This is a genomic window from Pseudomonas syringae, from assembly GCF_023278085.1.
GTDB lineage: Bacteria > Pseudomonadota > Gammaproteobacteria > Pseudomonadales > Pseudomonadaceae > Aquipseudomonas > Aquipseudomonas syringae_Q.
Map to the genome: position 1 here is coordinate 3,235,875 of NZ_CP066265.1, position 21,052 is coordinate 3,256,926.

The window sequence follows — 21,052 nt, forward strand, 5'->3', positions numbered from 1 at the left end:
CGCCTTGGCGAACGAGGTCGCTCCCACAGGGAGCCGTGTGGACCCGGTATCTGTGGGAGTTCCGCATTGTTCACGAAGCAGCCGGTGCGCCATGCACTCAGGACTTCGCTTCTTCACCCATCCGTTGCTGGTTCTTATCACCCATTTTCTTCGCGCGCTTTTCCAGTACCAGGTACACCACCAGTGCCAGCAACAAGGGCAGCAGGAAGTAGATGGCGCGGTAGCCGATGAGCGCGGCCAACAGGCTGCCTTTTGAGAATTGATGCGAGAGCAACGTGATGAACACTGTTTCCAGCACCCCTAGCCCGGCCGGGATGTGGGTGATGACACCGGCGATGCTGCTGATCAGCAACACGCCGAGAATCGCCGGGTAAAACGCGCTGTCCGGCAACAGGGTATAAATCACTGCCGCCATCAGCGACCAGTTCAAGGCGCCCAGGCTGGCCTGCATCAACGCCTGTTTCATCGACGGCAGATTGAATTCCTGATCACGAATCGTCCATGAACGCTTTTTGGAAAACCGGCATGCCAGCAAATAGGCGAAACACACCGCCAGCAGCCCGAAACCAATCAGTTGCAGAGTCGTGGTGCCAATCGACCATTCCTCGGGCAATTCCAGAAAGCGCATCGAAAATACAAAACCGGCCAGCAGCATGTAGCCCAGCCAGTTGGTGATCAGGCTGAGGCTCAAAATCCGGGTGATGGTCGAAACGTCGAGCCCCAGCCGCGAATACAGCCGGTAGCGCAACGCAATACCGCCCACCCATGAGCTGAGGTTGAGGTTGAACGCATAACAGACGAACGTCACCGGCACGATTTGCTTGATCGATAAGGTGTGGCGCGTGTAATAGCGCGCCAGGATGTCGAACCCGCAATAGGTCGCATAGCTGGCAAACGCGACAACCGCGGCAATGGCCAGCGTGCTGGCCTTGTAGGATGCCAACGCCTTCTTGACCTCCTGCCAGTCGAGGTTCTTGACCAGCAGAAACAGCAAGACCGGGACGGCAATGAAGAAAAACACATTGAAGACCCGTTTCGCCCATTTCCATTTGGCTCCGTGCGCACTTTTCGGCGCGGCGCTCGCGGCCTGGGTCATAAGGTTTTCTCCTGGTCCATCGGGTGATTGTTCAGCTGTTGCTCTATCACTTTCGCCTCCGGCACCACATCGCCAGCGCGCAGCGGTTTGAGGCGTACGCCATGGACCGGGAACAACCCGGCAATCGCCGGAAAACGGCGCAGGAAGAAGAAGCTCAACACGATCATCGGCGCACGCCACCATTGACCGCGTGCCGCCCCTTTCAGGCTCATCTGGGTGCTGTGCGCGGCGGCAAGCTCCATCAGATGGTCCTGAAGATGCTGATTGAGTTCTGGATCACGAATGAACAGATTGGCTTCCAGGTTCAACGCCAGGCTCAACGGGTCAAGGTTGCTGGAGCCTACCGTGGACCATTCCCGATCAATCAACGCGACCTTGCCGTGCAGCGCGCGCTGTTTGTATTCGTGAATCACCACGCCGTCGCGTAACAGGTAGGTGTAGGTCAGACGCGAGCAGACTCGCACGAAGGGCATGTCTGGCTGGCCTTGCAAGATCAGCGTGACCTTCACGCCGCGTCGCGAGGCATTGCGCAATTCCCGCAGAAAACGGTAGCTGGGAAAGAAGTAGGCATTGGCCAGGGTAATCCGCTCGGTCGCGCCACGAATCGCCTCAAGGTATTGCTCTTCGATGTCATTGGTGTGCTCGCCATTGTCACGTTCGGCGAGCAGCATGCTGGCGCTTCCGGCACGATCGAGCTTGAGCGGGATCGGCGTCAGTTTCGAGCGGACCGCCTCACTGAGCATGCTCATCGCACTCTTGTGAATGTCACCGACGATAGGACCGCGCACCAGAACGGCGTAATCCTGCTTGGCGGTCAGGCCGGTGTCGGTCATGTGATCGACGCTGTAATTGATACCACCGATAAAGCCCAGTTCGCCGTCGATCACCACCACTTTGCGGTGCAGGCGGCGGAACAGGTTGGTGCGCATGCCCATCAACCGAGGGCGTGGATCGAACAGTTGAATCTGCACGCCGGCGTCGATCATGGTTCTGACAAACGTCGAACTCAGGTCAGAAGTACCGTAATCATCCACCGTGATGACGACGTTCGCACCGTTGCTGGCGGCCTCAATCACAGCCTCTTGCAGGCCTTCGCCGATCCGGTCTTCAAAGATAATGAAGGTCTCGATCAGTACTTCTTTACGCGCAGCGCGTATGCGCTCGAACACGCTAGTGAAGAAGTCTTCGCCATTGATCAGCAGCTCTACCGAGTTGCCATCACGCCACTGCCCTGTCGCATTTTTCATAAGGTCAACTCCACCGCCAGGGGCGCATGATCGGAAAGGTGAGACCACGGTCGACTCGACAACACTTTCGGTCTGTGGGAAGTCGCGTTACGCACGTAGATCCGGTCCAGCCGAAGCAACGGCCAACGGGCCGGAAAGCTTTTGGCCGGTGCCCCGAAGCGCTCCACAAAAACCTCGCGCAGTCCGGTGCCTTTTAACAACCCATCGGCGCGCTGGCGCCAGTCGTTGAAGTCACCGGCGACGATGACCGGCTCCCCCTCGGGAAGCCGTGACATCAATTCGGCAAGCAGTTTCAACTGCTGACGCCGATGACTCTCAAACAGCCCCAGGTGCACGCACACCGCATGCACCCGACCGGCGTGCGGTACATCAAGGATGCAGTGCAGCAAGCCGCGCTGCTCAGTGCCGTCGATGGAGACGTCGAGGTTTTCGTGCTGGATGATCGGGTATTTGGACAGCAGCGCGTTACCGTGATCGCCCTCCGGATACACCGCATTGCGGCCGTAGGCGAAGTCGCTCCACATGGCGTCGGCCAGAAACTCGTACTGTGAAATCGTCGGCCAGTCCTTGACGCTGCGGGCATGGCTCTGGTGTTCGCCGTGCACTTCCTGAAGAAACACGATATCGGCCGATACACTGCGCACGGCTTCACGCAACTCCGGCAGAATGAAGCGACGATTGAAAATGCCAAAGCCCATGTGCATGTTCATGGTCAGTACATTCAATGAAACACTGGCCGATACTGGCGTTACCGGGCCGGCAGGCGGGTTGGCACTGGTCAAGACTCGCTCCTGGGTGGATATTCACGTCATATGAAGCCACCCGTGCACACAGGTTCCATTCTGTGCCAACCCTGCTGCCAATCAGCCATGTTCAGCTGTCGGTAGCGACCCTGAAATAAATCCGGCCGAAATGAAACCCATCACCGCGGCCGAGGGCCTAAACTGTTAACCGAGCCTGTAAAAAGCCACAAGGAATCAAACCGTGGATACACCGACTTATCAACGCTACAGCCCACGCGCCCGCTGGCTGCACTGGATCATGGCGATTCTGATTGTGCTGGCGTACACGCTGATTCTGAGCCGCACCCAATTCAGCAAGGGCTCCGACTACCGCACGCTGGTGGTGCAGAGCCATTTCTGGGTGGGCATTCTGATTCTGGTCATGGCGTTCTTTCGCGTTGCCGAGCGTCGACGTCACCGCCCGCCCGGTATCACGCCGCCGCTGGAAGGCGCGCTGCGCGTAGCAGCCACCCTGTCACATTACGCGCTGTATGCGTTTTTGTTCGCACAGCCCGTGCTCGGTCTGCTGACGGTGATGGTGGAAAAAGGCGCGTTGCCGATTCCACTTACAGACCTGCAAATACCCTGGCCGCTACCCACCTCGGACCAGACAGCCGAGTACTTCGAAGACCTGCACAAGTTGCTGGGCAAGATCTTCTACTACGTGATCGGCCTGCATGTGATCGCCGCAATCTGGCACCACCTGGTGCGCAAGGACAACACCCTCAAACGCATGCTGTAGCTCAGGAAGCGGAAAGCACCCGGGCAAGCGTAGCCTTTACCTTGCCCATGCCATCGCGCAGCGCCTGCTCGATTTCAGCCATGGTAATGACCGCTGTCGACTTGCCCGCCGCCGGGTTGACTACCAGCGCCAGACACGCGTAGTCCAGCTCCAGCTCGCGGGCCAAAGCCGCCTCGGGCATGCCGGTCATGCCGACGATGTCGCAACCGTCACGTTCCAGACGGATGATTTCCGCAACCGTTTCCAGACGTGGCCCCTGAGTGCAGGCGTAGACGCCCCGATCAGAGAATTCGCACCCTTCTGCTGCCAGCGCGGCGATCAGTCGCGAGCGCAACGCTTCACTGTATGGGTAGCTGAAATCGATGTGCGTGACCTGCTCCAGATCATCGGCGAAGAAGGTGTGCTGACGGCCACTGGTGTAATCGACCAGATCATGCGGTACGCAAAAATGCCCGGTGCCCATCGCAGGATGAATCCCGCCCACCGCGTTCACGGCCAGAATGGCTTCGGCACCGGCCTGCTTCAAGGCCCAGATATTGGCCCGGTAGTTGACCTGATGCGGCGGCAGGCGGTGCGGATGACCGTGGCGTGCCAGAAACATCACTTCACGACCGGCATAGTCGCCGATCTGGATTTCTCCGGACGGCATCCCGTACGGTGTGTTCATCGGCAGCGACTGCCTGATATTCAAGCCTTCCAGCTGGGTCAGGCCAGTACCGCCAATAATCGCGTAAACAGTCATCGCAAATCCTTAATCGATCAGTTGAGCAGCGCGCAGCGCCTGTAGCGCAGCCAGCCAGCGCGGATGTTGCCGATATTCAGTGCCGGCCGTTGCCTGACCCTGCATGCGGGCGATACGCGGCGAAGGTTTGACCTTCATGCGTTGCGCCGCACTGAGCGCCAGCTCTGCGGCCGCACGGTCGTTACACACCAGCCCCATGTCACAGCCGGCAGTCAGTGCAGCTTCGATCCGGCTGGCAGCATCACCCACCACGTGGGCACCGGCCATCGACAGATCGTCACTGAAGATAACACCGTCGAATTTCAGTTCGTCGCGCAGGATGTCCTGCAGCCAGCGCCTTGAAAAACCGGCTGGCTGGGCGTCGACTTTCGGGTAGATGACATGGGCGGGCATCACGGCCGCCAGTTGCTGGCTCAAGCGCGCAAACGGCACCAGGTCATTGGCGCGGATCTGCTCCAGGCTGCGCTCATCATTGGGGATGGCCACGTGAGAATCGGCCTCGGCCCAGCCATGCCCGGGGAAATGCTTGCCGGTGGCCGCCATGCCCGCCGCGTTCATGCCGCGAATAAAGGCACCTGCCAGCAAGGCGGCACGCTCGGGATCGCCCTCGAACGACCGCGTCCCGACGACTGCGCTACGCTGATAGTCCAGATCCAGTACCGGAGCAAAACTCAGGTCCAGCCCGACGGCCAGCACTTCAGTTGCCATCACCCAGCCGCACTGCTCGGCCAGCAATTCGGCATCAGGCCGGTCGGCAATTGCGCGCATCGGCGGCAGGCGCACAAAGCCCTGACGCAGGCGCTGCACACGACCGCCCTCCTGGTCCACGGCCAGCAGCAGGTCCGGGCGAATGGCACGAATCGACGCGCTCAGCTCACGCACCTGACGCGGATGCTCGATATTTCGGGCGAAGATGATCAGACCGCCCACTTCGGGCTGACGCAGAAACTGACGGTCTTCGCTGGTCAGCCATGTACCGGCGACGTCGACCATCAGGGAGCCTTGCAGGCCAGAACTCATAGAAAAACCCTTACACACCAGTGCCTATGTCCAATCCGGGCATGGTGCTTGATCCTGAAGCACGACGCAATGCGACCGGGCTATTCGCAAGTGCTATGCGTCAGTGCGATGGGAGAGGCAGTGCGAGAGGCAGTGCAGTCCTCAGGCCTTGGCGACCGCAGGCGTGCTGGAGCTGCTTTTGGTACGCGGCCTGAGCTGGGCGGCGATCATGCCGGGATCGGTAACGCCGGTGTCGGCACGCATACCGGCAGCCAGAAACGGCACCATCAGGCGCATGACCTGTTCGATGGACGTGTTGACGCCAAAATCGGTCTCGGCGATCGCCCGCAAGGCCTTGATACCGGACATGCTGAACGCGGCAGCGCCGAGCATGAAATGCACACGCCAGAACAGCTCGATAGGCGGGATACGAGGGGCGGCTTCGTTGACCAGCGTCATGTAGCGACGAAACACCTTGCCGTACATGTCTTCCAGATAGCGACGCAAGTGGCCCTGGCTCTGGCTGAATGCCAGTCCCAGCAAACGCATGAAAATCGACAGATCATTGTTGCTGCGCGGCTGCACGACCAGCGCCTGCTCGACAAGGATTTCCAGCAACTCTTCAAGACTCGGCTTGTGCTCGGGTCTGGCCTGCCGACGCTCCAGCTCGCGATCGAGACTGATGCAGAATGGACCGAGAAAGCGCGAGAAAACCGCCTGGATGAGCGCCTTTTTCGAGCCGAAGTGATAGTTCACCGCAGCCAGATTGACCGAAGCCTTGCTGGTGATGAGACGCAAAGAGGTTTCAGCAAATCCTTTCTCTGCGAACAGCTGTTCCGCAGCATCGAGAATGCGTTCAACGGTTTCCGACTGGGCCATGGCTCTCCGCCTAACAAACGAACGTTTGAAACATACGTATCAGGCCGCCTGCTTGTCAAGCAGACACGTTCATTTTATGGCCGAACAGTCACGAAAACCGGCTTTGAAGCGTGGAATGCAGTTAAAGCGGCTTCTCTATATACGCACTTTGGCGCACGCATTTGCAACCACTCGGCGGCGAAAGTGAAATGGATGATTGCCAATGGGCTTTCACTGTATATAATCCCAGTCACTGTATAAAAAGCCAGAGCGCCCCTCATGATCAAACTGACGCCACGCCAGGCTGAAATCCTGGGTTTCATCAAACGCTGCCTCGAAGACAATGGCTTCCCGCCGACACGTGCGGAAATTGCTCAGGAACTGGGATTCAAATCACCCAACGCAGCGGAAGAACACCTCAAGGCACTGGCTCGCAAGGGCGCCATCGAAATGACCCCCGGCGCCTCACGCGGTATCCGCATCCCCGGCTTCGAAGCCCGTGCCGACGAAAGCAGCCTGCCGGTCATCGGTCGTGTCGCTGCGGGTGCCCCGATTCTGGCTCAGCAGCACATAGAAGAGTCCTGCAACATCAATCCTGCCTTTTTTCACCCGAGCGCCAACTACCTGCTGCGCGTTCACGGCATGAGCATGAAGGACGTCGGCATCCTTGATGGCGACCTGCTGGCCGTGCACACCACCCGTGAGGCCCGCAATGGCCAGATCGTGGTGGCCCGGATTGGTGACGAAGTAACCGTCAAGCGCTTCAAACGTGAAGGCAGCAAGGTCTGGCTGCTGGCTGAAAACCCTGATTTCGCACCCATCGAGGTGGATCTCAAGGATCAGGAACTGGTTATCGAAGGTTTGAGCGTCGGCGTCATTCGCCGCTAAGGAGACGTTATGCAGTTCCACCAAGCACCGCATTCGCAATTGCCATTGTTCGAGGCGTTTATGGCTCAGCCTATCGCCCCGATGCTTGCAGACGCAGTCGAAACACCCTGGAGCAACGATCCAGAAGTTTTCAGTGAGCTGTCTTTGCGCGGTGCAGCCGGGAACTGCCTCAACCTTCTGGCACCCATTCTCAGAGACTTGAGTGAAGAGACAGACGCTCGCTGGCTGACCCTGATCGCCCCACCCTCAAGCCTGACACAAACCTGGCTGCGCGATGCGGGGCTGAACCGGGAGCGAATCCTGCTGCTCCAGCCGCGCGGCACACAGAGCGTGCTGGAGCTGACTCGCGAGGCGCTCAGACTAGGCAGGAGTCATACGGTGGTGAGCTGGATCAACCCGCTTGGCACAGCAGCGCGTCAGCAATTGATCAATGCAGCTAAAATCGGTGAAGCTCAAAGCCTGAACATCCGACTGGGCTGATAGCCCGGTCATCACTGTGTGTGTGTGTGTGTTCAGTGCAGGACGTGTGGAACGTCATCTTTCTCGATTTCACCTTCAGCCAGGCGTCCAGCCATTTGCACGCCCACGCTCAGCATGGCCTTGGCAACTTCAACATGCTGACCGTGCATGAACGCCTTGGCGTCAGCCGAAAAATCCAGCGTGACCAGCGAACCTTCGTCGTCAGCACGACGCAGTTCTATACGGCCGTCCGGTAATTCGACAATTTCAAGAAAAGAGGTAGGCATTGTTACAGTTACTCCGCAATAGGCGGGCATTGTAACAGCCTGCCAGCCTGTACTTCATGGGTTTTCAGCACTCGCTCAAGCCTTCGCGAAAGCGAATCGCCAACCCTTTCAACTGTTGGCGCCAACTTTCCAGCTCTTCACGTCCCAGTTCAGACTCCGGCTCGTCGTCCAGGTTCACCGCCAGAATCATTGGCTGGGTAACATCACCCTTTGGCTTTCTGGGCGCTCGCGGCGGCTCGAAAAGCGCGTTGTAGGCTGCAATCAGTTGCGCCAGCCAGGTATGACGATGCTGGGCAAGCTCGACCAGCTCAGCCAGTTCGGGAATCGCCAGGCTGTTCAACACGTCTTGTGTCAGTACGTCTTCGGCACGACGCGCGCTCGCCTGAGGCAGGCGGTAGTACCCGGCGATTTCGTGACACAGGCCCAGCAACGCACCGTACAGGTGGAACAATGCCGATTCACGCTCGGCCTGCAGCAGCGCCGGAGAGTTAACCAACTGCCCCTGCTCTGCCCTGCCCAGCGCTTCAAGCGCGAGCCCTGCGAAATAGATCTTCTGGTTGGTGCGGGTATAGAGTTCACGAGCCATGGCGATACGCTCCATAACGATGGGATAAGACCAGCATAGCCGGTGCCATCATGACCTGCGCATGGCACCGACCACAGCCGCATTGAAACCGGTGTCCGGCACGGGAGTGCCGGACGCCTACGATCAACGCTTGTCTTCAACCTTCCAGGCACTGCCGTCGTAGAACGCACGCCAGCCAGTAGGTTTGCCTTCCACTTCAGTCTGGACGTATTGCTCTTTGGTCTTGCGACTGTAGCGGATGACGGTCGGGCGACCGTCCGGGTCTTTCTTCGGCGCTTCGCAGAGGAAGTGATACTTGGGATCGATTTCATCCTTGTGCGGCGCGATCTCCATGACCAGCGGGGCGCGGGTTTCGCGGTTTTTCGGGAACTGGCTGGCAGCCAGGAACAGCCCCGAAGCGCCGTCACGCAGGATGTAGGTGTCGTCGACCTTGTCGCACTTGAGCTCCGGCATTTTCACCGGGTCCATCTTCGGTGGTGCAGCATCACCGCTTTTCAGCAGCTTGCGAGTGTTCTTGCACTCCGCGTTGGTGCAGCCGAAGAACTTGCCGAAGCGGCCGGTCTTGAGCTGCATCTCGCTGCCGCACTTGTCGCACTCAAGGCTCGGACCTTCATAGCCCTTGATGCGATAAGTCCCTTCTTCAATCTCGTAGCCAGTGCAATCGGGGTTGTTACCGCAGATGTGCAGCTTGTGCTTCTCGTCGAGCAGGTAGGCATCCATCGCCGTGCTGCAGATCGGGCAGCGATGCTTGCCGCGCAGTACTCGCGACTCGGATTCACCCTCATCGTCATCGGCAATCTCGTCGCCGGGGGTGAGATTGACGGTCGCCTTGCAGCGCTCCTTGGGCGGCAGGCTGTAGCCGGAGCAGCCGAGGAACACACCTGTCGAAGCGGTACGGATCTGCATCGGACGGCCGCACACCTTGCACGGAATGTCGGTCATCACGGGCTGGTTGGCGCGCATGCCGCTGTCCGGTGCTTCAGCTACTTCCAGCTTTTTGCGGAAATCGCCGTAGAACTCATCGAGTACGTTTTTCCAGTCGCGCTGACCTTTGGCCACGTCGTCGAGGTTTTCTTCCATCCCGGCGGTAAAGCCGTAGTCCATCAGGTTGGAGAAGCTCTCGGACAGGCGTCCGGTGACGATATCGCCCATCTTTTCCGAGTAGAAGCGGCGGTTATGCAGCGCCACGTAGCCACGGTCCTGGATGGTCGAAATAATCGCCGCATAAGTCGACGGGCGACCGATACCGCGTTTTTCCATTTCCTTGACCAGGCTCGCTTCCGAGTAACGCGCAGGCGGCTTGGTGAAGTGCTGGCTCGGATCGAGCGTGTTCAGCTTCAGTACTTCGCCCTGCGCCATGTCCGGCAGCACGTCGTCATCGCCAGGCTTGGCCATCTGCGGCAGCGCACGGGTGTAACCGTCAAACTTCAGGATGCGGCCTTTGGCACGCAATTCGAAATCGCTGGCGGCAACGGTGACGGTGGTCGACAGGTATTGCGCCGGCAGCATCTGACAGGCCACAAACTGACGCCAGATGAGTTCGTAAAGGCGCTCGGCGTCACGCTCCATACCGGTCAGCTTGGACGGGTGAGTGTTGACGTCGGAAGGCCGGATCGCTTCGTGCGCCTCTTGCGCGCCTTCCTTGCTGCTGTAGACGTTCGGCGCTTCCGGCAGGTACTTCTTGCCGAACTCGCTTTCGATGTAGTCGCGCGCCATGCTGACTGCGTCGCTCGACAGGTTCGTCGAGTCGGTACGCATGTAGGTGATGTAGCCCGCTTCGTACAAGCGCTGAGCCATCATCATGGTCTTTTTCACGCCGTAGCCAAGGCGGTTGCTGGCTGCCTGTTGCAAAGTCGACGTTATGAACGGAGCCGATGGTTTGCTGCTGGTCGGCTTGTCTTCACGCTTGACGATGCTGTAGCTGGAAGCCTTGAGCTTTTCCAGGGCCGCCATGGCCTGAGCTTCGTTCAACGGCTTGAACGCTTCGCCCTTCTCTCTGGCGACTTCGAAGCGCACATTGGCGCCCTTGGCCGTGCCCAGATCAGCATGGATTTCCCAATACTCTTCGGGGTTGAAGGCACGAATCTCGCGCTCGCGTTCGACCACCAGCTTCACGGCCACCGACTGCACACGTCCGGCGGACAGACCACGGGCAACCTTCTGCCAGAGCAGTGGCGACACCATGTAGCCCACAACGCGGTCGAGGAAGCGACGCGCCTGTTGAGCGTTGACCCGTGCAATGTCCAGCTCGCCCGGCCGGGAAAATGCTTCCTGAATGGCTTTCTTGGTGATTTCGTTGAACACCACGCGCTTGTAGCGGCTGTCATCGCCACCGATGGCTTCGCGCAGGTGCCAGGCAATGGCTTCCCCTTCGCGGTCCAAGTCCGTCGCGAGATAGATGGTGTCAGCATCCTTGGCGAGCTTGCGCAGCTCTTCGATGACCTTTTCCTTGCCTGGAAGGATCTCGTATTTGGCTTTCCAGCCATGTTCCGGATCGACTCCCATGCGCGATACCAGCTGGCGCTGAGCCTTTTCTTTCGGCGTCAGTACCGGGCCCTCGCCCGCAGCGGCCTTGCCACGCTTGGCGGCAGGATCTTTGGCAGCACTAGCCGAACCGCTGGTGGGCAGGTCTCGGATATGGCCGATACTCGACTTCACCACGTACTGGTTGCCCAAATACTTGTTGATGGTCTTGGCCTTAGCCGGGGATTCCACGATGACCAGCGATTTGCCCATGGATCAGAAAATTCCTGAATACTAGATGAAAGACAATGAGGAGCTTGTAAAGGCCACGCTATATATAGTGGCTACAAGGTGAGGTCAAGCACAGCCTGTTGTGCCATTCCGTCTCACGTTCGGGAAAACAGGCTCGGTTCGGCCTCAACCAGAGCAAAGCGCGGGACCTGCTCCCCGTCAACCTGGACCGACTCGAGAAACATGTTCAAGGGGCGCACCCACATGCCGAAATCACCGTACAAAGCCTGATAGAACACGACTTCTTCTTCGGTCTCGGAATGCCTGGCAACACTGAAAACCCGGTACTGCGGGCCTTTATAGTGGCGATAAAGCCCTGGTTGCAATCGCATGCTGCCGTCCTCTTGTAACACGTTCAAAACATTTGGTTAAAAAACTGTTTTTTTCCAAAAAACAAAAGCCGGGGCACAAAGCCCCGGCTTGCATCACGCTCGGCAATCAGACGCGTTCGAAAACGGTCGCGATGCCCTGACCCAGACCAATACACATGGTGGACACACCGAAGGTGCCGCCATTCTGCTTCATGACATTGAGCAAGGTGCCGGAGATGCGCGCACCGGAACATCCAAATGGATGGCCCAGAGCGATGGCGCCGCCGTGCAGGTTAACCTTCTCATTCATCTTGTCGAGTACTTTCAGATCTTTGAGCACCGGCAAGGCCTGTGCAGCGAAGGCCTCATTGAGCTCGAAGAAGTCGATATCGGCGATGCTCAGACCGGCGCGCTTGAGTGCTTTCTGCGTTGCCGGAACCGGGCCATAGCCCATAATTGCGGGGTCGACGCCCGCTACTGCCATCGAACGAATCACTGCCATCGGCTGGATCCCGAGGTCCTGGGCACGCTGCGCAGACATGACAATCATGCACGATGCGCCGTCGGTGATCTGTGAGGAAGTCCCCGCCGTGACGGTCCCGCCTTTTGGATTGAACGCCGGTTTGAGCGCAGCAAGACTTTCCAGCGTGGTATCCGGACGGATGGTTTCGTCGTAGTCGAAGACCTTGAGGAAGCCATTTTCGTCGTAGCCCTGCATCGGGATGATCTCGTCCTTGAACTTGCCTTCCAGCGTCGCCTTGTGGGCAAGCTGGTGGGAGCGCAGGCCGAAAGCATCCTGCTGCTCGCGGGTGATGCCGTGCATCTTGCCCAGCATTTCGGCAGTCAGGCCCATCATCCCGGAAGCCTTGGCGGCATACAGGGACATGTGCGGATTGGGGTCTACGCCATGCATCATACTGACGTGGCCCATGTGCTCCACGCCGCCAATCACGAACACGTCGCCGTTATTGGTCATGATGGCCTGCGCCGCCGTGTGCAGCGCGCTCATGGACGAACCACACAGGCGACTGACGGTCTGCGCAGCCGAGGTGTGCGGGATCTGGGTCAGCAGCGACGCCATGCGCGCGATGTTCCAGCCCTGCTCCAGGGTCTGGTTGACGCAGCCCCAGATCACGTCTTCGACTTCTGCCGGGTCGACCTTGTCATTGCGCTCCAGCAGCTTGCTGATCAGGTGCGCGGACATGTCTTCGGCGCGGGTGTTGCGGTGCATGCCGCCCTTGGAGCGGCCCATCGGTGTGCGACCGAAGTCGACAATCACGACGTCTCTTGGATTAAGGCTCATACGTTCATACCTCGGAAGACGCTTGACCGAAGAAGCTCTGGCCGTTAGCGGCCATTTCGCGCAGCTTCGCGGTCGGTTGATACAGGGCACCCAGCTCGGCGTATTGGTCAGCCAGGGCTACGAATTCAGCCACACCGATGGAATCGATATAGCGCAGCGCACCGCCACGGAACGGAGGGAAGCCAATGCCGTAGATCAGGCCCATGTCGGCTTCGGCAGCCGTCTCGACGATGCCGTCTTCCAGGCAGCGGACCGTTTCCAGGCAGAGCGGGATCATCATCCAGTTGACGATGTCTTCGTCAGTCACTTCGCGCTGTTCGTAGACAATCGGCTTGAGCACTTCCAGCACCGCCGGGTCGTTGACCTTTTTCGGCTTGCCCTTCTTGTCCGTCTCGTAGGCGTAGAAACCCTTGCCGTTCTTCTGGCCCAGACGATTGCCTTCGTACAAGGCGTCGATGGCCGAGCGGCGGTCGTCCTTCATGCGGTCCGGGAAACCTTCCGCCATCACGTCACGGCCATGGTGGCCGGTGTCGATACCGACAACGTCCATCAGGTAGGCAGGCCCCATCGGCCAGCCGAATTTTTCCATGACCTTGTCGATGCGCACGAAGTCCACACCTGCGCTGACCAGCCTGGCGAAACCGCCGAAGTACGGGAACAGTACGCGATTGACCAAAAAGCCCGGGCAGTCGTTGACCACGATCGGGTTCTTGCCCATTTTCTTGGCGTAGGCAACGGTCGTCGCGACTGCTTCTTCGCTGGATTTCTCGCCACGAATGACTTCAACCAGCGGCATCATGTGCACCGGATTGAAGAAGTGCATGCCGACGAAGTTTTCCGGACGCTTGAGGGCCTTGGCCAGCAGGCTGATCGAGATGGTCGAGGTGTTGGAAGCGAGGATGGTGTTTTCACCCACGTTGGCTTCGACTTCAGCCAGCACGGCCTGCTTGACCTTCGGATTTTCTACTACCGCTTCAACCACCAGATCGACAGTGCCGAAATCGCCGTAGGACAGCGTAGGACGAATCGCGTTTAGCGCTTCGGCCATCTTCGCAGCGGTCAGACGGCCTTTTTCCAGACGACCACCCAACAGCTTGGAGGCTTCGTTCAGGCCCAGCTGGATGGCTTCTTCGCGGATGTCCTTCATCAGGATCGGCGTGCCTTTGACCGCCGACTGATAGGCAATGCCACCGCCCATGATCCCGGCACCCAGTACGGCTGCCTGTTTCACGTCGCGGGCGACCTGGTCGTAGCCCTTGGCTTTCTTCTTCAGCTCCTGATCGTTCAGGAACAGGCCGATCAGGCTGTGTGCGGCGGAGGTTTTGGCCATTTTCACGAAACCGGCGGCTTCGATTTCCAGCGCCTTGTCACGGCCGAAGTTGGCGGCTTTCTGGATGGTCTTGATGGCTTCGACAGGGGCTGGATAGTTGGGCCCGGCCTGACCTGCGACAAAACCCTTGGCGGTCTCGAATGCCATCATCTGCTCGATGGCATTCAGCTTGAGCTTGTCCAGTTTTGGCTGGCGCTTGGCCTTGTAATCGAACTCGCCGGAAATGGCGCGCTGGATCAGGTCAAGTGCCGCTGCCTGGAGTTTTTCAGGTGCAACCACAGCATCGACAGCACCGACTTTCAAAGCGTCTTCTGCTGCGTTTTCCTTGCCGGATGCGATCCATTCGATCGCGTTATCAGCGCCGATGATGCGTGGCAGACGCACGGTGCCGCCGAAGCCCGGGTACAGACCCAGTTTGACTTCAGGCAGGCCGATACGCGCGCTGCTGGATATGACGCGGTAATCGGCGGCCAGGCACATTTCCAGCCCGCCACCCAGCGCGATGCCATTGATGGCGACCACAGTAGGTACGCCAAGGTCTTCGAAATCACTGAAGATTCTGTTGGCTTCAAGATTGCCCGCCACCAGTTCGGCTTCCGGCAACTTGAAGTTGTCGACGAACTCGGTGATGTCGGCGCCGACAATGAATGAATCCTTGCCACTGCTGACAATCACGCCCTTGACCGACGTGTCTGCCTTGATGGCATCCACCGCCTGGCGCAGTTCATTGAGGGTGAGGCGGTTGAACTTGTTGACGGACTCACCCTTGAGGTCGAAATTCAATTCGACGATGCCACTTTCAAGAGCCTTAACCGTGATGGCTTTACCTTCGTAAATCATCAACTGATCTCCACGATATGGAAGCTGAACAATACTCGCCGAACGTTAACGTTCGACGAGGCTACGACGTCGCCGTCGATGAACACGCCAAATCACACGTATACCCGCTGCGACGTGGTAGCCAGGATTCTGTAAGAGCCGTCTGGCGACCAAACGCTCATTTCATACGCCCGTTTGATTTGGGTACGCACACCATCGGGCAAAACCGGACGATTGTCAATTCGACAAAACACTCAGGAAATTGCGTGTCTGCCGCAAGGTGTGAGCGCTTCATAATGATGCCCCCGACCGCCTCCGATCCGCCATCATTCGCCGAAGTGATAGTGGATTGTCCCGCACAATGCGCAGCGTCATGCGTTAGCGCTGATGAGCCGGGATGAGCCCGTCAATCAAGCTTAAAACGCACCACCATAGAGCATCAGCAAAAAATATTGGCAGGAACCGCGACAAAAAGAAGCAAAGGGTCTAGAGTCGCAATACTGCGCCACAAGAGGCTCGCAATGCAGCTGATTTGCGGGTGCGCAACAGCGATGGCCGACATGGCAATTACAGCCTGTCGGCACGCGACGAATTATCGGCCTGCCTGGCCAACCCCGGCCCGATGTTGTTATCGGGCTTTTTATTGCCTGCGATTCAGGCTCAGGCCAGTGCCTTGAGCACTGCATTGATGTGCTGCAGGACCAGCGGCTCGCCCCTCTCCGCCCAGTACACTGCGATCATCTGCGAGTCGGCTTCGACCTTGAAGACATCGGAAGGCAGCGTGCGAAAATGGCTCAGCAGCTTCTCGTCTTCGCAGACTTCGCGCCAGCGATTGAGCCACACGCCTGGCTCGGTCTGCCAATACGCCCAGGCGTCGGCATGCGAACCCAGGCGCGGGCGATGGTACTGCGCGCAAGGGCTGGGCGGCTCCTTGGCGAGCCAGTGCGGCCACTCTTGCGGCGTCAATTGCATGCCCATGCCCATAAGGCGCGCCTCCATGCGCAGCGCCATCCTGCCGTTCTGATGGCGCGAGGGACGCAACCAGACCAGTGGACTCAACATGACACAAATGATTGACAGGATTATCCAGACCGTCATATTTCTTGCCCCCGGTCTCTCGTCAGACCTTTCATAACATTTTTGAAAACAGTGGCTTGCACAAGAAGCCGCTCTGGGGTCTGCCCAGATGCGCACGAAAGCGCCATACTCCCAGCATCGCAATTCTCCCGGAGGACACCTTCATGCCGTATAAACACGTTCTGGTTGCCATTGACCTCACCGATGAGTGTGACCCGGTCATCCGCCGCGCCAGCATGCTGGCAAAAACCAGCGGCGCGAAGTTGTCGATCGTGCATATCGTCGAGCCCATGGCCATGGCCTTCGGTGGCGACGTACCGATGGACCTTTCGCAACTGCAACAGCAGCAGTTCGATCAGGCCAAGGAAAAACTCAAGCAAGTGCAGGCCAAATACAAGGACCTGGAAGTCGACGAAGGCGAAAGCCATCTGGTCTACGGACAGCCACGTCAGGAAATCCATCAACTGGCCAAGAATCAGGGCTGCGACGTGATAGTCGTCGGCAGCCATGGTCGTCATGGCCTGGCATTGCTGCTTGGTTCAACCACCAACGACGTTGTGCATGGCGCCCCGTGCGATGTGCTGGCGGTCCGTCTCAAGAAGCCTGAATGACCTGATGCGGCAATAGCAAAAAGCCCGGTTACCCGGGCTTTTTTGCATCTCGTCAACGCCGTGGACGATTACTCGTCCAGCTCGGCCCAACGCCCCAGCAGCGTATCCAGTTCAGCCTGGAGGTTTTCCAGCTGCGCCAGTACCGCAGCCGTCTGCTCGGCCGAACGCTGATAGAAATCCGGCTCGGCCATTTCCGCATTCAGGGCAGCCATCTTCCCTTCCACTTCATCGATCTGTGCCGGCAAGGCTTCCAGCTCGCGCTGATGCTTGTAGCTGAGTTTCTTTTTTGCCACCGGCATGTCCTGCGCGGCGACCGGAGCCGCTTGGACCACTGCACTGGCCAGCTCGGCCTTGCCTGACTTGGTGTCGGCAACGCCCAGCAGACGCGGCGAACCGCCCTGACGCAGCCAGTCCTGATAGCCGCCCACATACTCGCGAACCTTGCCTTCACCTTCGAACACCAGGGTACTGGTGACGACGTTGTCGAGGAATGCCCGGTCGTGACTGACCATCAACACAGTGCCCTTGAAGGTCAGCAGCACCTCTTCGAGCAGCTCCAGCGTTTCCACGTCCAGGTCGTTGGTCGGTTCGTCGAGTACCAGCAGGTTGGCCGGTTTGCTGAACAGCTTGGCCAGCAACAGACGGGCACGCTCGCCACCGGACAGCGCCTTGACCGGCGTGCGGGCACGCTGCGGGCTGAACAGGAAGTCACCCAGGTAGCTCAGCACATGACGGCTCTGGCCATCGATGTCGATGAAATCACGACCTTCGGCAACGTTGTCGATCACGGTTTTTTCCAGATCGAGCTGGTGACGCAACTGGTCGAAGTAAGCAACGTCGAGACGCGTGCCCACTTCAACCTTGCCGGCAGTCGGCTGCAGATTGTCGAGCATCAGCTTGAGCAACGTGGTCTTGCCAGTACCGTTGGCACCGAGCAGACCGATACGGTCTTCACGCTGCAGGACCATGGAGAAGTCCTTGATCAGCGTCGGCCCGCCCGGATGAGCGAAGCTGACGTTCTCAAGGATCATGACCTGCTTGCCGGATTTCTCGGCAGTGTCCAGCTGGATGTTGGCCTTGCCGGTGCGTTCACGGCGCTCGCTGCGCTCTACCCGCAGTTCTTTCAGTGCGCGCACACGGCCTTCGTTACGGGTGCGGCGGGCCTTGATGCCCTGACGAATCCACACCTCTTCCTGCGCCAGACGCTTGTCGAAGAGTGCGTTGGCAGTCTCTTCGGCGGCCAGTGCGGCTTCCTTGTGAACCAGGAAGCTGGCGTAATCGCCGTTCCAGTCGATCAGGCCACCGCGGTCCAGCTCCAGAATGCGGGTGGCAAGGTTTTGCAGGAACGCCCGGTCGTGCGTGATGAACAGCACGGCGCCCTGGAAATCCTTGAGGGCTTCTTCAAGCCAGGCGATGGCGCCGATGTCCAGGTGGTTGGTCGGTTCGTCGAGCAGCAGCAGGTCCGGTTCGGAAACCAGCGCCTGAGCCAATAGAACGCGACGACGCCAGCCGCCGGACAGTTCGGCGAGGGTCTTGTCGGCAGGCAACTGCAAACGGCTCAGGGTGCTGTCGACCAGTTGCTGCAAACGCCAGCCATCGCGGGCTTCGAGGTCCTGCTGAACATGCATCAGCTTGTTCAGGTCTTCCTCGGTGACGCAGTTCTGCGCCAGATGATGATATTCAGCGAGCAAGGCACCGACGCCGTCCAGACCTTCGGCCACCACATCGAACACTGTCCGTTCGTCGGCTACCGGCAGTTCCTGGGGCAATTCGCCGATCTTGAGACCTGGCGCGCGCCAGACAGCGCCTTCGTCGGGCTTCTGAACGCCTTTTACCAGCTTCAACATGCTGGATTTGCCTGTGCCGTTACGGCCGATGATGCACACCCGCTCACCACGGGCGATCTGCCAGGACACCTTGTCCAATAACGGCATGGCGCCGAAAGCAAGGGACACATCGCTGAATTTGAGCAGGGTCATGAGCTTCTCCAAAAACCGGGCGCGCATTCTACCTGAGATAGCATGCGGATGTCGGGTTTCGTGGCACCCGTATCGACATCAAGACACCTTTATAACCGCCAATTATTTCTACATGAGTCAAGCTTGTCGGCAATGCTTTCACCAAGAGCTGGCAAAAGGCTAAGCTAGCTGTACTTTTCACCGACTCATCTGCTCGGAAGTCTCATGCGCAGTCGTTTTTTCAGCTTTTTATCGTGCCTGCTCCTCTCCGCCACCGCCGTCCAGACTGCTCATGCGGTAGACCTCAACCAACAACGCAAATATTACGACGAAGCAAAGCGCGCACTGGCCAAGGGCGATTCAGGCCCCTATCAGATGTACAGCACGGCGCTGGCCGACTACCCGCTGGAACCGTACCTTGAGTACGACGAACTGACCGCGCGCCTGAAAACGGCGAGCAATGCCGAAATCGAAAAGTTTCTGGCCGAACATGGCGACCTGCCGCAGGCCAACTGGATGAAGCTGCGCTGGTTGCGCTGGCTGGCGGAACGTGGCGACTGGCAGCCCTTCGTCAAGTATTACGACCCGAAGATGAAGTTCGTCGAACTGGACTGCCTTTACGGGCAGTATCAGTTGAACAACAACAAACGCGCCGAAGGCTATGCCAGTGCCGAAAAGCTCTGGATGACCGGCAAGACATTACCGGCTGCCTGTGACGGGTTTTTCGCCCAGTGGGCGGCAGCGGGTCAATTGACCGAACAGAAGCGCTGGCAGCGCGCCAAGCTGGCGGCCCAGGCGGCCAATTACAGTCTGGCCAACACGCTGGTCAACAGCCTCAACTCGCTGGCTCCGCAGGGACGCCTGCTGCTAGCTGTCGCGCAGAAGCCGGAACTGGTCAACAACCCTTCGCAGTTTGCCCCGGTAGATGAAGCCATGTCCGACGTGGTCGGGCTCGGTCTGCGCCGCCTCGCCAAACAGGACCCGCAGAAAGCCCTGTCGATGCTGGACGGCTATGCCGCGACCATGCATTTCTCTCGCGAAGAGCAGGTCGAGATCGCCAAGCAAATCGGCCTGACCCTGGCCCGTCGCTATGACGACCGCGCACTTGAGGTCATGACCCGATACGATCCCGAACTGCGCGACGACACGGTCACCGAGTGGCGTATGCGCCTGCTGCTGCGCCTGGGTCGCTGGGAGGACGCTTACGAACTGGCGCGTCGACTGCCCAAGGATCTGGCAGCGACCAATCGCTGGCGCTATTGGGAAGCCCGCTCGCTGGAACTGGCGCAACCGAACAGCCCGCTGATTGCCTCGCTGTACAAGGATGTCGCCAAGGAGCGTGATTTCTATGGCTTCCTGGCCGCCGACCGCACCCAGAGCCCGTACCAGCTCAATAACAAGCCGCTGTTGCTCAGCCAGGCGCTGATCAACAAGGTGCGCAACACGCCTGGCGTGCGTCGCGCACTGGAGTTTCATGATCGGGGCGAAATCGTCAACGGCCGACGCGAGTGGTATCACGTCAGCCGCTTGTTCAATCGTGACGAAATGGTTGCCCAGGCCAAACTGGCCTATGACATGCAGTGGTATTTCCCGGCGATCCGCACCATCAGCCAGGCGCAGTACTGGGACGATCTGGATATCCGCTTCCCGATGGCGCATCGCGACACACTGGTACGCGAAGCCAGGGTACGGGGCCTGCATTCAAGCTGGGTGTTTGCAATTACCCGGCAGGAAAGCGCGTTCATGGACGACGCCCGCTCGGGTGTCGGCGCTGCTGGCCTGATGCAATTGATGCCGGCGACCGCCAAGGAAACGGCGCGCAAATACAGTATCCCGCTCGCCTCACCCCAGCAGGTACTGGACCCGGACACCAATATCCAGCTGGGCGCTGCCTACCTGAGCTCGGTACACGCCCAGTTCAACGGCAACCGCGTACTCGCCTCGGCTGCCTACAACGCAGGCCCCGGCCGCGTGCGGCAGTGGCTGAAGGGCGCCAACCACCTGGCATTCGATGTCTGGGTAGAAAGCATCCCGTTCGACGAAACCCGGCAGTATGTGCAGAACGTGCTGTCTTATTCGGTGATCTACGGCCAGAAGCTCAATTCCCCCCAGCCCCTGGTGGACTGGCACGAGCGTTTCTTCGACGACCTCTGATCGCCCGGCAGATCTGTCGGGGGAAGCGCCCAGTCGAGCGCTTTCCCAG

General features: G+C 59.0%; 19 protein-coding genes. 5 read left to right on the top strand and 14 right to left on the bottom strand.

The features are described 5' to 3' along the window. Window positions 1-97: 97 nt before the first annotated feature. From I9H07_RS14350 to I9H07_RS14360, 3 genes are read right to left on the bottom strand one after another with little or no spacing between them, the layout of a single operon-like run. On the bottom strand, window positions 98-1,096 hold the full coding sequence (locus I9H07_RS14350; protein ID WP_236423477.1) for a lysylphosphatidylglycerol synthase domain-containing protein: 999 nt from the start codon (window positions 1,094-1,096) through the stop codon (window positions 98-100). After that, on the bottom strand, window positions 1,093-2,343 hold the full coding sequence (gene clsB / locus I9H07_RS14355) for a cardiolipin synthase ClsB (protein ID WP_236423479.1): 1,251 nt from the start codon (window positions 2,341-2,343) through the stop codon (window positions 1,093-1,095). Before clsB ends, I9H07_RS14350 begins: the two co-directional genes overlap by 4 nt. Beyond that, window positions 2,340-3,125, bottom strand: a complete 786-nt coding sequence (locus I9H07_RS14360; RefSeq protein WP_024675094.1) for an endonuclease/exonuclease/phosphatase family protein — start codon at window positions 3,123-3,125, stop codon at window positions 2,340-2,342. Before I9H07_RS14360 ends, clsB begins: the two co-directional genes overlap by 4 nt. 202 nt (window positions 3,126-3,327) lie before the next feature. Between I9H07_RS14360 and I9H07_RS14365 the strand changes: the two genes are divergently transcribed. Continuing rightward, window positions 3,328-3,867 carry a cytochrome b gene (locus I9H07_RS14365; RefSeq protein WP_058825025.1) on the top strand — a complete coding sequence of 180 codons (540 nt, stop codon included), beginning with the start codon at window positions 3,328-3,330 and terminating at the stop codon, window positions 3,865-3,867. Window position 3,868: 1 nt separating this feature from the next. Here I9H07_RS14365 and I9H07_RS14370 read toward each other — a convergent pair whose 3' ends face one another. From I9H07_RS14370 to psrA, 3 genes are all read right to left on the bottom strand, one after another. Next, window positions 3,869-4,609, bottom strand: a complete 741-nt coding sequence (locus I9H07_RS14370) for an S-methyl-5'-thioinosine phosphorylase (protein ID WP_024675096.1) — start codon at window positions 4,607-4,609, stop codon at window positions 3,869-3,871. A 9-nt stretch (window positions 4,610-4,618) separates the two neighbouring features. Next, window positions 4,619-5,629, bottom strand: coding sequence for a beta-N-acetylhexosaminidase (nagZ, locus tag I9H07_RS14375; RefSeq protein WP_058391645.1), 1,011 nt, complete (start codon window positions 5,627-5,629; stop codon window positions 4,619-4,621). Between the two features lie 141 nt (window positions 5,630-5,770). Further along, window positions 5,771-6,487 (bottom strand): transcriptional regulator PsrA, encoded by a 717-nt coding sequence (psrA, locus tag I9H07_RS14380; RefSeq protein WP_024675098.1) that lies wholly within the window; start codon window positions 6,485-6,487, stop codon window positions 5,771-5,773. 258 nt (window positions 6,488-6,745) lie between these two features. Here psrA and lexA point away from each other — a divergent pair, with 258 nt between their 5' ends. Next, window positions 6,746-7,354, top strand: coding sequence for a transcriptional repressor LexA (gene lexA / locus I9H07_RS14385; protein ID WP_024644070.1), 609 nt, complete (start codon window positions 6,746-6,748; stop codon window positions 7,352-7,354). A gap of 9 nt (window positions 7,355-7,363) precedes the next feature. After that, a complete protein-coding gene (gene sulA / locus I9H07_RS14390; protein ID WP_024675099.1) occupies window positions 7,364-7,834 on the top strand; it encodes an SOS-induced cell division inhibitor SulA in 471 nt (156 codons plus the stop codon). A gap of 32 nt (window positions 7,835-7,866) precedes the next feature. Here sulA and I9H07_RS14395 read toward each other — a convergent pair whose 3' ends face one another. The 7 genes from I9H07_RS14395 to I9H07_RS14425 form a co-directional block, all read right to left on the bottom strand. Then, window positions 7,867-8,100 carry a hypothetical protein gene (locus tag I9H07_RS14395; protein WP_024675100.1) on the bottom strand — a complete coding sequence of 78 codons (234 nt, stop codon included), beginning with the start codon at window positions 8,098-8,100 and terminating at the stop codon, window positions 7,867-7,869. Window positions 8,101-8,164: 64 nt separating this feature from the next. Continuing rightward, entirely contained in the window at window positions 8,165-8,686 is a 522-nt protein-coding gene (locus I9H07_RS14400; RefSeq protein ID WP_024675101.1) for a DUF6586 family protein, read from the bottom strand. A gap of 123 nt (window positions 8,687-8,809) precedes the next feature. After that, entirely contained in the window at window positions 8,810-11,422 is a 2,613-nt protein-coding gene (topA, locus tag I9H07_RS14405; RefSeq protein ID WP_024675102.1) for a type I DNA topoisomerase, read from the bottom strand. 113 nt (window positions 11,423-11,535) lie between these two features. Next, window positions 11,536-11,772, bottom strand: a complete 237-nt coding sequence (locus I9H07_RS14410; RefSeq protein WP_236423481.1) for a DUF1653 domain-containing protein — start codon at window positions 11,770-11,772, stop codon at window positions 11,536-11,538. Window positions 11,773-11,878: 106 nt separating this feature from the next. Then, the gene (gene fadA / locus I9H07_RS14415) at window positions 11,879-13,054 is read right to left on the bottom strand and encodes an acetyl-CoA C-acyltransferase FadA (RefSeq protein WP_024644065.1); all 1,176 of its coding nucleotides are present in this window, start codon (window positions 13,052-13,054) and stop codon (window positions 11,879-11,881) included. 4 nt (window positions 13,055-13,058) lie between these two features. Then, window positions 13,059-15,224: a fatty acid oxidation complex subunit alpha FadB gene (gene fadB / locus I9H07_RS14420; RefSeq protein WP_236423483.1), complete on the bottom strand. Its 2,166-nt coding sequence runs from the start codon at window positions 15,222-15,224 to the stop codon at window positions 13,059-13,061. 639 nt (window positions 15,225-15,863) lie between these two features. Beyond that, window positions 15,864-16,301, bottom strand: a complete 438-nt coding sequence (locus I9H07_RS14425; RefSeq protein ID WP_236423484.1) for a hypothetical protein — start codon at window positions 16,299-16,301, stop codon at window positions 15,864-15,866. A gap of 143 nt (window positions 16,302-16,444) precedes the next feature. Here I9H07_RS14425 and I9H07_RS14430 point away from each other — a divergent pair, with 143 nt between their 5' ends. After that, window positions 16,445-16,891: a universal stress protein gene (locus I9H07_RS14430; RefSeq protein WP_024675106.1), complete on the top strand. Its 447-nt coding sequence runs from the start codon at window positions 16,445-16,447 to the stop codon at window positions 16,889-16,891. A gap of 68 nt (window positions 16,892-16,959) precedes the next feature. On the opposite strand, the gene I9H07_RS14435 is transcribed toward I9H07_RS14430, so the two are convergent. Next, on the bottom strand, window positions 16,960-18,870 hold the full coding sequence (locus I9H07_RS14435; RefSeq protein WP_236423485.1) for an ATP-binding cassette domain-containing protein: 1,911 nt from the start codon (window positions 18,868-18,870) through the stop codon (window positions 16,960-16,962). A gap of 204 nt (window positions 18,871-19,074) precedes the next feature. On the opposite strand from I9H07_RS14435, the gene I9H07_RS14440 reads away from it, so the two are divergent. Beyond that, on the top strand, window positions 19,075-21,003 hold the full coding sequence (locus I9H07_RS14440) for a transglycosylase SLT domain-containing protein (RefSeq protein ID WP_236423487.1): 1,929 nt from the start codon (window positions 19,075-19,077) through the stop codon (window positions 21,001-21,003). Window positions 21,004-21,052: the final 49 nt, after the last annotated feature.